At 35.8% G+C, this 14,257-nt stretch carries 15 protein-coding genes; 9 read left to right on the top strand and 6 right to left on the bottom strand.

Annotated features, from left to right (window positions below; genetic code table 11):
- The first annotated feature begins 55 nt into the window (after positions 1-55).
- From rsfS to K6119_RS18340, 9 genes are all read left to right on the top strand, one after another.
- A complete protein-coding gene (rsfS, locus tag K6119_RS18380) occupies positions 56-439 on the top strand; it encodes a ribosome silencing factor (RefSeq protein ID WP_221834819.1) in 384 nt (127 codons plus the stop codon).
- 8 nt (positions 440-447) lie between these two features.
- Entirely contained in the window at positions 448-2,589 is a 2,142-nt protein-coding gene (gene ftsH, locus K6119_RS18375) for an ATP-dependent zinc metalloprotease FtsH (protein ID WP_221834820.1), read from the top strand.
- On the top strand, positions 2,564-2,755 hold the full coding sequence (locus tag K6119_RS18370) for a putative signal transducing protein (protein ID WP_221834821.1): 192 nt from the start codon (positions 2,564-2,566) through the stop codon (positions 2,753-2,755). Before ftsH ends, K6119_RS18370 begins: the two co-directional genes overlap by 26 nt.
- Before the next feature lie 4 nt (positions 2,756-2,759).
- Complete coding sequence (locus tag K6119_RS18365) at positions 2,760-2,963, top strand: putative signal transducing protein (RefSeq protein ID WP_221834822.1); 204 nt, start codon at positions 2,760-2,762, stop codon at positions 2,961-2,963.
- Positions 2,964-2,976: 13 nt separating this feature from the next.
- On the top strand, positions 2,977-3,804 hold the full coding sequence (locus K6119_RS18360) for a phosphatidate cytidylyltransferase (protein ID WP_221834823.1): 828 nt from the start codon (positions 2,977-2,979) through the stop codon (positions 3,802-3,804).
- 4 nt (positions 3,805-3,808) lie between these two features.
- Positions 3,809-4,471, top strand: coding sequence for a phosphatidylserine decarboxylase family protein (locus K6119_RS18355; RefSeq protein WP_221834824.1), 663 nt, complete (start codon positions 3,809-3,811; stop codon positions 4,469-4,471).
- A gap of 52 nt (positions 4,472-4,523) precedes the next feature.
- Positions 4,524-4,694: a hypothetical protein gene (locus K6119_RS18350; protein WP_221834825.1), complete on the top strand. Its 171-nt coding sequence runs from the start codon at positions 4,524-4,526 to the stop codon at positions 4,692-4,694.
- 129 nt (positions 4,695-4,823) lie between these two features.
- A complete protein-coding gene (locus K6119_RS18345; RefSeq protein ID WP_221834826.1) occupies positions 4,824-5,162 on the top strand; it encodes a PKD domain-containing protein in 339 nt (112 codons plus the stop codon).
- A gap of 140 nt (positions 5,163-5,302) precedes the next feature.
- A complete protein-coding gene (locus tag K6119_RS18340; RefSeq protein ID WP_221834827.1) occupies positions 5,303-10,192 on the top strand; it encodes a T9SS type B sorting domain-containing protein in 4,890 nt (1,629 codons plus the stop codon).
- A 48-nt stretch (positions 10,193-10,240) separates the two neighbouring features.
- Here K6119_RS18340 and arsM read toward each other — a convergent pair whose 3' ends face one another.
- The 6 genes from arsM to K6119_RS18310 form a co-directional block, all read right to left on the bottom strand.
- Positions 10,241-11,209 carry an arsenosugar biosynthesis arsenite methyltransferase ArsM gene (gene arsM, locus K6119_RS18335; protein ID WP_221834828.1) on the bottom strand — a complete coding sequence of 323 codons (969 nt, stop codon included), beginning with the start codon at positions 11,207-11,209 and terminating at the stop codon, positions 10,241-10,243.
- Complete coding sequence (locus K6119_RS18330) at positions 11,184-11,816, bottom strand: TIGR04282 family arsenosugar biosynthesis glycosyltransferase (RefSeq protein WP_221834829.1); 633 nt, start codon at positions 11,814-11,816, stop codon at positions 11,184-11,186. The genes arsM and K6119_RS18330 overlap by 26 nt, the downstream gene beginning before the upstream one ends.
- Positions 11,817-11,822: 6 nt before the next feature.
- Positions 11,823-12,542 (bottom strand): DUF547 domain-containing protein, encoded by a 720-nt coding sequence (locus K6119_RS18325; protein ID WP_221834830.1) that lies wholly within the window; start codon positions 12,540-12,542, stop codon positions 11,823-11,825.
- An 82-nt stretch (positions 12,543-12,624) separates the two neighbouring features.
- Positions 12,625-13,176, bottom strand: a complete 552-nt coding sequence (locus K6119_RS18320; RefSeq protein ID WP_221834831.1) for a 5-formyltetrahydrofolate cyclo-ligase — start codon at positions 13,174-13,176, stop codon at positions 12,625-12,627.
- Complete coding sequence (locus K6119_RS18315) at positions 13,176-13,952, bottom strand: sulfite exporter TauE/SafE family protein (protein WP_221834832.1); 777 nt, start codon at positions 13,950-13,952, stop codon at positions 13,176-13,178. Before K6119_RS18315 ends, K6119_RS18320 begins: the two co-directional genes overlap by 1 nt.
- Entirely contained in the window at positions 13,952-14,236 is a 285-nt protein-coding gene (locus K6119_RS18310) for a YbaB/EbfC family nucleoid-associated protein (protein WP_221834833.1), read from the bottom strand. The genes K6119_RS18315 and K6119_RS18310 overlap by 1 nt, the downstream gene beginning before the upstream one ends.
- Positions 14,237-14,257 lie beyond the last annotated feature (21 nt).

Genomic DNA, 14,257 nt, shown 5'->3' with positions numbered 1-14,257 from the left:
AAATAAGACTGAAAGTGAAACAAAACCTTTAGTTTTGTGCTCCTAAAGTAAACCTATGATAAAATCTGTTGAAAAAAAGGCAGTAGAGACAAAAATTCTAGTAGACACAATTGTTGACGCAATTCAGGATATTAAGGGGAAGGACATAGTAATTCTTGATCTCCAAAAACTTCCTAATTCTGTGACAGATTACTTTATCATTTGCAGTGGTGAATCAAGTACACAAGTTGAAGGTATTTCAAATTCAGTTCTTAAAAAGACAAGTAAACAGTTGAAAGAAAAGCCTTGGCACAAAGAAGGATTAAATAATTCTGAATGGATCCTTTTGGATTATGTAAATGTTGTAGTTCACATCTTTTATAAAGACGTTCGCAGCTTTTATAATTTAGAAGGTCTTTGGGCTGACGCAGAGATAACTGAGATACCAAATCTTGATTAGTAAAAATTATGGCAGAGAAACCAAAAAACAAAAAAGGATTTAACCTGTATTGGATCTACGCGATCCTGGCTGTTGTATTAATCGCAGCTAATTTGATTCCTTATAAAGGAGGAACAATTGAAATACAACAAAGCGATTTTGAGGAAATGGCTTTAAAAGGTTATGTTGATAAAATCTTGATCATTAAGAACAAGGAAATAGCTGAAGTCTACCTTGATCAATCTAAAATTGATGATGTAAAAGCGCTTGATAGCACTAAATACCAAGGTTTACGTGAGAAAAAAGGAGCTGCTGCAAAAAACACTCCTGATTTAGAATTCCAGACTTCGGAAATGCAAACCTTTGAGGAAACAATCAAAGATATAAATGCAAAAGCCAGTGAAATTGACCCTTCTTATGAATTTAAGGTAGAACGTGACGTTCAAAAAGATTGGGCAATGGATGCATTGAGCTGGTTGCTTTTCCCATTATTATTGATCGTATTCTGGATCATTATCATGCGCCGAATGTCTGGTGGTGGTGGCGGAAGCGGTGGAGCCGGTAACATTTTTAGTATCGGTAAATCACGCGCCAAAGTTTTTGAAAAAGGAAAAGGAACCAACATTACTTTTAAAGATGTTGCGGGATTAGAAGGAGCTAAAGAAGAGATTGAAGAGATCGTTGACTTCTTAAAGAATCCAAAAAAATATACTGAGTTAGGAGCTAAAATTCCTAAAGGTGCATTACTTGTTGGCCCTCCGGGTACAGGTAAAACTTTGTTGGCAAAAGCTGTTGCAGGTGAAGCCAAAGTACCTTTCTTCTCACTTTCAGGTTCAGATTTCGTTGAAATGTTTGTGGGTGTAGGTGCTTCTAGAGTAAGAGACTTATTTAAACAAGCAAAAGAAAAAGCTCCGTCAATCATCTTTATTGATGAAATTGATGCCATTGGACGTGCCAGAGGTAAAAACGCCAACATGGGATCAAATGACGAAAGAGAAAATACATTGAACCAGCTATTAACTGAAATGGATGGTTTTGGAACCAATACAGGTGTTATCATTTTAGCGGCTACCAACCGTGCTGATGTTTTAGATTCAGCGTTAATGCGTGCTGGGCGTTTTGATAGACAGATTTACGTTGACATGCCTGATTTCAATGAGAGAAAAGAAATTTTCCAAGTGCATTTGCGACCATTGAAATTAGAGAAAGAACTTGACATTGACTTCCTGGCAAGACAAACACCTGGATTTTCAGGAGCTGATATCGCAAACATCTGTAATGAGGCTGCTTTGATTGCTGCGAGAAAGAAAAAGAAATTTGTAGAAAAACAAGATTTCTTGGATGCTGTAGATAGAATTGTTGGTGGTTTAGAGAAGAAAAACAAAATTATTTCTCCTCAAGAAAAGAAAACTATCGCTTTCCACGAAGCTGGGCATGCAACTACATCTTGGTTGTTAGAACACGCTTCTCCTTTGGTAAAAGTGACCATTGTTCCTAGAGGAAGATCATTGGGTGCAGCATGGTATTTACCTGAAGAAAGACAGATTACAACAACTGAACAGTTGTTAGATGAAATGTGTTCTGCTTTAGGTGGTAGAGCCGCTGAAGAAATCATGTTTGGGAAAATTTCTACAGGAGCATTAAGCGACTTAGAAAAAGTAACTAAGCAAGCATATGCAATGGTTTCTATTTATGGACTATCTGAAAAAATCGGTAATATTTCTTATTACGATCCTCAAGGTAATTCAATGTTCCAAAAACCATATTCTGAAGATAGAGCAACGGCTATTGATCAAGAGGTTTCAAGAATCATTGAAGAGCAATACGAAAGAGCTAAAAAGATTTTGACTGAAAATAAAGACAAGTTGGTCAAATTAGCGGAAGAATTATTGCAAACTGAGGTAATCTTTAAGGATAATCTTGTTAAAATATTTGGTGAGAGAATCTGGGATAAGAACAAAGAAAAAATTGAAGAACATAAAATCCATGAAAATGGATCTGATGATGTTGAAGTAGAAGAAAAACCTATTTCAAATGAAGACACTTCAAATGATGAAAGTGTTTCTTCAAATGATTCTTCAGGTGCAGATCAAGAAAATACTGCTCCTGATTCAAATGATTCTACTGACGAAAATGAAAATAAAGATGGAGAACAGAGTAACAGTTTATAGCTCGGATAGCGAACAGTCTGCCGAGATTATTAAAAGTAAATTGATTTCTGAAGGAATTGATGCTATTGTACTTGACAAAAAAGATCACTTGACAGAAGTGGTTGGAAATTATGAAGTACTTGTTCATCCTGAAGATGAAACTAAAGCTAAAGCGTTAATCGACTAAATTAATGGAAAACAGATCGTTGGTTTTTAATACGGCTATTGAGCATGAGGCTACCCTTTTAAAGGACAAGCTGGAAGCAGAAGGAATTCACGCTTTAATTTTAAATCAGCAAGATTCAATGTATAAGATTTTCGGACTTTTTGAAATTTACGTTCGAAATGAAGATCTGGAAAAAGCAAAACAAATTGTCGAAAGAAACACACAATAGCAAAAGTAATTTGATGACGAGAGCGGTGACGGGAGCAATCTACGTCACCGTTATTGTTTTAGCCGTTTTATTAGGAAGCTACACGCTTACCTCATTTTTTGGTTTGCTAATTCCATTAATGCTCTGGGAATATGGCAATATGTTCTCAAAGTCAAAATATAATCCAAATACTTTTTTACTTGTGATTCTGGGATTAGGAGCAGCAGTTCTTAATTTTCTTTTGGTAAGAGTGGGAGTACTCTTTTATGGTCAAATGTTTGGCTATTTTACTATGTATTTTCTACTTTTTGCACCCGCTTTAATTGGTATTTCAGAGCTATTTAGAAACAAGGAAACACCTTTTGTAAATTTTGCTATTACATATGCAGGCCTAATTTATGTTTGTATCCCATTGTCTTTTACCCTATTTGTAAATGTTCCATTTAGTGAATCTTATTCTCCTTACTATCTACTCTCAGTGTTCATTTTAATATGGCTTTCAGACACCTTCGCATATCTGGTAGGACGTAAAATCGGCAAGCACAAAATTATCCCTAGTATTTCTCCAAATAAAAGTTGGGAAGGATTTATTGGAGGATTAGTATTTGCCATAATTGGAGCCATAAGCTTGTCATTTTTAATAGAAGATTTTCATTTAAAAGAAGGTGTAGTTGTAGCAGTATTAGTTGTGATTTTTGGATTTTTAGGAGACATCTTTCAATCTCAATTAAAGAGATCACTTGATCTTAAGGATTCTGGAAATATCTTACCGGGACATGGTGGATTGTTGGACAGACTAGACAGTGCACTATTTGCTTTACCAATCGTTTTTATTTTCCTTTCTTTGGAAGGATTATTTTAGCATTATGAAAATTCACAAAGAAGGATTTGGCGTAATTGCCGTTAGTTTTTTGATTTTTGGAGGAATCTACGCAGTTAATCATATCTTCCTTTTGGAATTGCTGCCTTGGTTATATTGGATTCTGACCGCTGGATGTGTAGTGATGATGTATCTTATTATTCAGTTTTTTAGGGTTCCAAAAAGAATTCCTAATGCAGATGAAAATACAATCTTATGCCCTGCTGATGGTAAAGTAGTTGTAATAGAAGAAGTTGAAGAAACTGAATACTTTAAAGACAGAAGAATTCAAATTTCCATCTTTATGTCTCCTATGAATGTACATGCTCAATGGAATCCAATTTCAGGAGAAACCATGTACTACAAATATCATGAAGGCTCTTATTTAGTTGCATGGCATCCAAAATCATCTACTGAAAACGAAAGAACTACTGTAGTTACTAAACATGCAAATGGCAAAGAAATTTTATTCAGACAAATTGCAGGAGCAGTGGCCAGAAGGATAAAATGTTACGCCAAAGAAGGAGAAATAGTAAAGCAAGGTGAAGAATTTGGCTTTATAAGATTTGGATCTAGAGTGGATGTTTTTTTGCCGTTAGATGCTAAAGTAAATGTTAAAATTGATGAAATTGTCAAAGGAAAAATTACGCAGTTGGCATATTTTAAATGATAAATCATTAACTTTAGAACTATAAATAGATAAAAATTTAATACATAATATCATGAAAAAAGCTTTATTCGCATTCGCTTTGACAGCAATGGCTGCTACTTACACTGCAAATTCGTTCGCTCAGGATGGTAAAAAAGAAACTACTAAAACTGAGAAAAAATGTAGTGATAAAAAGAAAAGCTGCTGCGACAAAAAGAAAACTTGTTGCGAAAAGAAAAAATAAGAAATTAATATTTCAATTGAAGGTCGGTTTTTACCGGCCTTTTTTATTGTCCATTAGCAACTATTTTATAAATTGTACGTTGAAATGATAACGATTAGCTACTGTTAATCATCAATTTAAAAACACTTTATGAAAACCTCTTTACTATTATTTTTATTTACCCTAATAACTTCAGTTGGATTCGGTCAAAGCAATTCTAACGATCCTTGCGCTACTATTGTACCGGATTTCAATACAGAACATAGACTTCCTGCAGGTGGAATTCAGTTTACTGATGCTTCTCAACCTACAGGATCTCAAACATTAACTTTCGCCTGGGATTTTGGAAATGGCAATACCTCTTCAGACAAAAATCCATTTATGACTTTTGATGAAGGTACATATCAAGTAAAATTGACCATTTCAGATCAAAATGGTTGTTCAAAAGAAATTACCAAAGAAGTTGTATTCTCATATAACGGGGAATAATTTTCTGTATATTTAACATTCGTTTTGCGTAATTGATAATTTTTTCACAAAACGAACAACCCTTCAAGGGATGATTCGTCTATGTGCTGAACCAAAATCAAATTAGGCAAGCGTTTTAAACACTGCTGAAAACTACGCCCATGAAGAATATCGTATTAGCTATTCTATCTATATCCATTATAACAATTGGATATTCACAAACACCTAACAACTGTGGAAATTTCACATCTACTGGTAGTTCATCTGCTAGTGGATATGCAGATCCCAACGCGGCTTGTGGTGCAAATGTTCCCGGAACAATTACCGGTGGTGCTGCGGCTTGGACAGGAACATCTTGTTCAGGAACAATTGTCTCTACAGTAACAGGTCCTCCTGTAAACTGCTTAGTAGTTTCTTATGGAGCCGTTAATACTGATGACTATGGTACCATTTCCACTGACTCAGGTGGCCCACTTACATTATCTGTCGTAAATGCCGGCGTTAATGGAAATGTAATTGGACCGTTCAATTGTGGTTCGGGATACTATGGTAATGTAATGGTTACTGTTTGTTCATCAACTCCCTTTTCTCAAGTAATCTTAACAAATACAGGATGCTCATCCGGATGGGTAATTAACTGTGCAGATCAAGGAACTTGTTCTAATTCAGTTACAGCAGGAGCTGACAATTTTTCTACTGTAATGTGCGGTGGAACAATTGATTTAGACAACTTGGTTACAGGAGATGCCGGTGGAACCTGGACTGAAACAACTATTCCAGCATCTGGTGCATTTAACACATCCACAGGTGTTTTCAACGCCAATGGATTGCAAAATGGAACATATACCTTTCAATATGAAGTTACAGGTGGATGTGCTGGATCAGATATCGCCCAATTCTCTGTTACTGTTGATTGTCAATGTTTAATCACTAACATGACCGCTAATATCGGAGCCTGTTCTGGAGGAACTTATAGTACTACAGGGCTTATTCAATTTGCCAATCCTCCGTCTACAGGTCAGTTAATTGTAGAAGATTGTTTTGGTAATCAAGATGTTTTTAACGCTCCTTTTGGAACGTCCGTCAATTATACGATTACCGGACAAAATCCCAACGGTGCACCTTGTGATATAACAGCCTATTTTACTGCTGATATGTTGTGTGCTCAAACTATTAATTATACAGCTCCAACGTGTCCTTGCTTTATCAATAACTTCACTGCAAATATTGGATTATGTCAAAGTGTTGATAACACTTATGGTTTAGATGGTATCGTAGAATTTACAAATCCGCCTTCAAGCGGAACACTTGTTATTCAAGTGGACAATGGTACCACAATTTATGACACAATCATAAATGCTCCTTTTACTTCTCCTCAAAGCTGGAGTATTTCCGGAATTCCTTCAGATGCTGCGGCAAGTTCAGTAACAGCCTATTTTGTGTTAAACCCTTCATGTACTAGTACTATTAACTATACAGCTCCGGGTTCTTGTGCTTGTTATGCTGATATTGGGACATTTACTGCTACTATGACTGGTTCTAGCTCAAATAACTATGTACTGTGTTATGGAGACCAAATAAATATTACTTCTAATGGTGACTGGGTTGGACCGGGTGAAATGTTTAACCCTCCCGGACCAGTTTATAATCCGGGTGTATCATGGTTAATGTATAGCTGCCCTCCTACTGTTGCTACTGTACCTGATCCAAATGACAATGTACCGGATGATCCTTGTTTTATTGGTTTAATCTCCAATACTAACATGAGTGACATTAATGATTTAGCGTGGATTAATTCTTTCCCTCCGGGAACCTTTACTGATAATATTATTTATTGGGTTCCTTTAACTTTTTATGATCAATCTGGTGGAACTTACAGTTTTGTTAATGGAAACTCCTTGCCATGTTATGAAATGGGAGCACCTTACGCGGTTCAATATCTTCCTGATTTTACCAGTTCTTTTACAGAAGACTGTTTAGCTGGAACGGCGACAATTACTGTTGGAGGAGCGTTACCGGCAATAGATGGATCTAACTTTACTGCAACCAATTTACAACCTTCAACAGCTTCATTTGCAAATAATACTGCAACTGATGGAGGAACCATTACAATAAATGGTTTACAAGGAGGTGACATGTGGTCATTTGACATTACAGACGCCAATGGTTGTCCATACACAGTTACAGGAGGTCCTTTTCCTCCTTTAGAAGATCCTGGATTCAATTATCCTCAATCCTCATGGTGTACATCTGAAGCTGCCACAATGCCAAATATTACCGGTGTACCTGGTGGAACATTTACCTCTACTCCGGCCGGACTTTCAATAAACGCTGGATCAGGACAAATAACACCAAGTACTTCTACACCGGGAACATATGACATTACTTATACTACCCCTGGAGCGTGTTTTGACGATTCAACTTTGACAATTACTATTGCAAGCACACCAACTGTTGATCCTATTGCCGACCAAACAGTTTGTAATGGAGATAATTTCACCGGAATTACTTTTACCGGAAGCGCAGGAACAACGTTTAACTGGGTAAACAATAATACAAACATTGGTTTAGGTGCATCTGGCACAGGAAATATCGCCACGTTCGCAGGAACTGCTGGTATTGTTCAAGAAGTAGCCAATATTACTGTTACACCTGTTGCCGGAGCATGTACAGGAACAGCTGAAAGTTTCTTTCTTACTGTTAATCCGACAGAAGATCCGGGATTCTCATATTCGGCACCAGACTATTGTGCTGATGCAGCTGTACAATCACCAAATATTACAGGAACAACCGGAGGTACTTTTAGTGTTACTCCAGCCGGATTAAGTATTAATACTGCCACAGGAGATATTACTCCTTCTACCTCAACACCTGGAACATATGATGTAACCTATACTACTCCGGGACCTTGTACTGAGACATCTACTGTTTCAGTAACGATTAACCCTGTACCAGATGTTAATCCAATAGCTGATCAAACAGTTTGTGTTGGATCTAACTTTACCGCAGTGAATTTTACCGGTTCAGTTGCCGGAACTACTTTCGATTGGACAAATACCAATACAGCTATTGGTTTAGCTGCTAGTGGAAATGGAAACATTGCTGCTTTTACTGGTCAGACAAACGGAGGAAATATTACCGGTACAGTTACTGTTACACCTTCAACTTCAAGTTGTACAGGAACAGCAGAAACATTTAATTTGACCGTAAATGATTTAGATGATGCATCATTTGAATATTCACCTGGATTGACATATTGTCAAACGGCTGCGGATCCAGTAATTAATATTACAGGTTTACAAAACGGAAACTTTACCTACATTGTTGCTTCAGGAGGTCCTACTTTAGATTTAGATGCCAATACTGGAGCTGTCGCTCTAGCAACAAGTGATATCGGAGCTTATAATATTACTTATGGAACAGTTGGTGCTACCGGATCATTGTGCCCTAACACATTTACTTTGCAGTTAGTTATTACTCCGGCGCCAGTAGCAGACTTTACTTTAGGAGATTATTGCGCAAATGTAGCGGACCCTCTTCCAACTTATATCAATGGAGGTAGTGGTGGTACTTTTAGTTCTACTGCAGGTTTAATAATTAATGCAAATACCGGAATGGTAGATTTGAGTGCTAGTACTCCTGGTACATATATCGTAACAAATGAAATTAATGTTCCCGGTTGTGCTTTAGCTTCTGCAACAGATGACATTACAATTTACGGTTTACCAGATGCTACTATATCAGGTACTACTGATATTTGTGATGGAGATCCATTACCAAACATTACCATCAACGCAACTGCGGGTTCACCTTTATGGGACTTTACTTATAACTTTAATGGAACTCCAACAACCATTACAGGTTCTTCAGCTACTAATGTAATTACATCTGCTGCTGTTGGAACTTATGATTTGGTTTCTATTACAGACGGAAATGGTTGTACAAATCCTATCACAGGTCAAGCTGTAATTGGATTATTTCCTACCCCGAATGTTGACCCAATAGGAAATCAAACTGTATGTGAAGGTGATGACTTGTTAGTTAACACATTCTCTTCAGATATTCCAGGTTCTACCTTTAGTTGGACAGTTACCAATGGAGTTGATGCCGGTTTTGGAACTTCAGGAACTGGAGACATTGGAACATTTACCGGTGCCAATACTACAACTTCTCCTTTATTGGCGATAATAGATGTTGTGGCAACATCACCTGATGGTTGCGTTGGTCCACCACAAACATTTACAATAACTGTAAATCCTTTACCGAATCCAAGTTTTACAGCTGACACATTATACGGATGCGAACCTTTAGCTGTACAATTCACCAATACTACTGACATAAATAGTAGCAATTGTGTTTGGACATTTAGTAACGGTATTTCTTTAAACGGATGTGGAAGTGTTTATTATTCATTCCCTTCAGGAGTGTTTGATGTGACTTTATCAACTGTTTCAACAGCAGGATGTGCAAGTGAGGTAACTTATAGTAATTTAATTACTGTGGTTCCTACCCCTACTGCATTGTTTACCTATAGCCCACAAGAAACTAACGTATTGGACCCTGTAATTGATTTTAACAATAACTCAATAGACGCTTATTCATATACCTGGAATTTTGGAGATGACTCAGGATACTCTTTTGAAGAAAATCCTACACATGAGTACCCTGAAGTTCCTGAAGAGTATATGGTAACATTAATTGCTTATGATGAAAATGGATGGTGTCCGGATACAATGAGACAAATTGTAACTATTGACGACATTTTGATTTTCTATGTTCCTAACATTTTCACACCTGATGGAGATGAGTTTAATCAAAACTTTAAACCAATTTTCTACTCAGGATATGATAAGTTCAATTATCACTTAACCATCTTCAACAGATGGGGTGAAATTATATTTGAATCATACAATGCAGATTATGGTTGGAACGGTCACTACGGAGATGGTGGTTTAGTTCAAGATGGTGTTTATGTATGGCAGATAGAATTTAAAGAAACAATGTCTGACAAAGAATATGTCAAGCGAGGACATGTCACAGTATTGAAATAATAAAAAGCCTGTTAGCATTCTAACAGGCTTTTTTATTAATATGCTTTTTTAACAGCATCCACCACCATCATAATGGTAAGTAGATTCTGAAATAAAAATATCATCTCTTCCTAATGATGCTAAAGCTCCGGCAGTTTTATCACAAACTGCTAATGGTTGATTAAGCAACAAAGTATGTCCTTTTCCATCATCAAACAATTCCTCTTCCCCGTAATAGATTGCAGTTTTTCCTGTAAACACACATGGTCCATCAGAAGGCATGGGATCTTTAATAGCACAAACTTCTACTGATTCAAGATAAATCAACTCATTAGTATTGTAATGTCTTGGTGATAATACTCTATAAGCTCTTTTTGCTCTAATTTCAATAGTACCAAATCCTACATCAGTAATCATTTTGATGTAATCTTTTAATGGAATAGCTCCCGACAAACAAGCAGCTCTTAATCTGTCATCACTTCTTAAATCTTCTGACATTTCTTGTTCACAAACCGGATCAGACATAACCAATCTACCTCCCGGTTTTAAAACACGATACATTTCGCTTAATGCCTTTTTTAAATCATCTGCTTTAAATATATTGAATACACAGTTTTGAGCGGCTACATCAATTGAATTATCCTCTACTGGCAAATCCAAAGCATCTCCTTTTCTTAAGTCAACAAAAGACGATTTAAACCATGGATTTAACTTTTCAGCTTCAACGAAGTTTTTTCTTGACGCCTCCAGCATTTCATCTAAAATATCCAAACCTATTACTCCGCCTTCATTTCTATTGAAATACGCAAATTGTAAAAGTTCCATTCCTCCACCTGCTCCAACGTAAAGAATTTTTGGATTGTTAGCCAAATCACCTGGATTTACTGTACTACCACATCCATAATTCATTTCTTGCATTATCAACGGAATATCTAATCCCGGTAATTGCCAAATTGGATTTGTTGTGCAACATAACCCGACATCCGGATCTATTGCAGCCTTTCTATACAACTCATTGGTTGCTTCTTGATAACTCATAATATTTCGTGAATTTATATGCGATTGATGAAGATTTTAAATCTTCAATATTGTCAATATCATTTAGTTCTGTAAGCAGATTTACTGATCTTTCAGTTTTACTTAATGCAGTTAAAGTATCTGACAATACGGTATCTGTTGACCAAGGAATATCTTTAAAAATCTCCTTGTATAATCTTTTCATCCCTAACAAGTAATAACCGCCATCAGCAGAAGGACCAAAAACGGTATCGGCAGTTTCCAGTGCGTCAAATCCTTCTAAGATGATAGATGCATTCAAGTCTGGTAAATCTGAACCTACACCAACAACTTTATCATATCCTAATGAAAAACCATGTGCAAATGCATTTTCCATTTTCTCTCCCAGGTCATTTCCTTGCTGTACAAACTTTGCTTTCTCAGGCCATTTAGATTCTATAACAACATCCGAAAAATAAATGTGTATATCACAATTTGAAAGTCGAGCTGTTTCAGTTTCTGTAATGTCCACCAACTCTTTATATACCTCGTAAGCTCCAAAATCTCCAATAGATGCGGCTAATCTGGTTTTTACTTTACCCAACAAGACGTTTTTTACAAAAACGATAAGAAGATTTTTGTTTGTCATTGAATTCTACTGCTCATTTAAAGTCCAATCATACTCCAGATACTCTATTTTAGCATCAGTTTCAACAGTAATGTCTGCGTACTTATTGATAAATCCAATAACTCCACCTTCATCCTTAAAATCCTCTGCATACCATTCGAATATTTTGGATACTTTAATTTTTTTAGCTTTTAGTTCATTGAATTTTTCATCCTTTATAAAAGCCTTAGTAACTTTTGTTAATTGCGAATTGATCTTATCTGCAGTATATGCCTCATTAAGCAATTTAGGACATGACAGTGCTCCACAATTAATAGCGAAATGAATTCTTGGATCATTCATTCTTCGTAAAATATTGTCTTCTACCTGGTTTAATGAATACTTTTGAGGTCCGATTTGCACCATTCTAAATTCCCACATTTCTTTTCCTGAAAACTTAACATCTTTAGGTGATTTTACAGGATATTTAGTGATAATGAATTTAATTGTGTATGCATTATATGCATTGAGATAGAATGCTTTCTTTTCGGCACTTGACCAATCACTTACAGGTGCTTTCATTCTCAACTCCACTAAATACTCATCAAATGCATCAATATCATCCATGAATCCCTTATAATTCACTTTTCCATCAGCAGAAACGTGCTTTTGTAAAAGTTTAGTAAACAATTCATGATCCGGTCTTTCTGAAGAAAAAGAAAAAGATGTTACAAGTACTAATGATAGGGTAAATAATAGATGTTTCATTTCAAATTTATTTGTGACGGCAACAGTTATGTATTCCGCAATAATTTATATTCTTTGTTTAATTTACAAATATTGATCCATTTTATTTAAACGAATACATTTTATTTGGTGTCGCACAATAATGTAAAGGAATATCTGCTTCAAATACATCATCTATTTGACTGATTGGTTCAAAAAAACTTACACCAATAAACTTACATTTTTGAGAACAGTCTTTCAAAAAGCCATCATAAAACCCCTTTCCATATCCTACTCTATTTCCATTACTGTCTATTACTAATAATGGAACGATCACAATATCAAAATGAACGGGTTCAATTTCAGTTCCGTGAGTGGGCTCTAAAATGCCCCAAGAATTCAATTTTAATTGAGCAATTGATTCGTACTTGAGATGTTTTAATTGATCGTTTACCATTAAAGGTAAATAATAATCAGCCTTTACATTATTAATTAATTCCCAAGTATTGACTTCGTTAAACCTTTCAATAGGAATAAAAACACTGATCTTTTTACCTTCTAACTCGAAGTTGGCTTTAATCAATTCAAAAATCTTTTCAGATAGATCATTCCTTTCTGAATTGGACAGTTGTTTACGTTTTTCAATATATTGCTGACGCAGTGTTTTTTTATCCATTACTTATTGAGAAAACCTAAAGCTAATGCAATTCCAAAAACGATCATTGCTATTGATACTGCATTTGTAAGAAATTGCATTTTAATCTTCTTTAAAAATAACTTACCTGTAATTGCGCCTGCCAAAGCTGCACCAAGTGCAAATAGTATCATTTGCCAACCTTGTTGCACTGCTTCAAAACCGTAGTCATAAAAATAAGTAGTTGTACGTGAAATATCAACTGCCAACGCAACAACGATTCCGGTTGCAATAAAAACTTCCTTCTCTAGCTGATATCTAATTAAAAATGCAGTTCTTAACGCACCTTGATGTCCACTTAAACCTCCAAAAAATCCACTAATCAAACCACCAATAATGAGGCTTTGTTTGGAAAAAGCAAGACTCCATTTTGGAATAATTTCTATCAATGCGAAACCAATAAGAATAATTCCAAATACAAGATTAAACAGCTGAATTTCAAATGTTTTGTTTGCTAATTGGTAGGTTAAAAGAATTTCATTTTGAAAAACATCTATGAGTTTAGCACCCAAAAATGCAGCAGGAATGGCAGCTAGGCCAAATGGTAAGGCAATCTTCCAATTGATGCTTTTATTCATCAACAAAAATTTGAAGATGTTATTTAAAAAATGGACAACTGCTGTTCCGGCAATAGCCAGCACCATATCATTAAAAATGAAGTAGAATACCGGTGTTAACAAAGTTCCTAGACCAAATCCACAGAAAAAAGTCAACCAACTGGCTCCAAAAGCAACAATTATGAGGACTACAATATCCATTACATTCCAGGAATGATTCCCTTAGCTGAACTTGCCATTTCAAGCTCTTTGGTATTATTTGCTTGTTCTAAAGCCTTATTTGAGGCAATTATAATATGGTCTTTTAACTCTTCTGCTTCCATATTATCTCCTCCAATGATGTCTTTTACAACTCCATTTCCATTCACCTTTACAGTTACTCCACCAGACTCACCTTCAATGATGATATTGTCCAATCTCTTTTTAGTTTCCTCTACTTGTTGTTGCATTTGCTGCAACTTTTTCATCATATCGTTTCCAAACATTTCTTTTCTTTTTGATTAAAT

Origin of the sequence: Paracrocinitomix mangrovi, from assembly GCF_019740355.2 — a bacterium.
Taxonomy (GTDB): domain Bacteria; phylum Bacteroidota; class Bacteroidia; order Flavobacteriales_D; family Crocinitomicaceae; genus Paracrocinitomix; species Paracrocinitomix mangrovi.
This window is presented reverse-complemented; position numbering and strand designations above follow the sequence as displayed.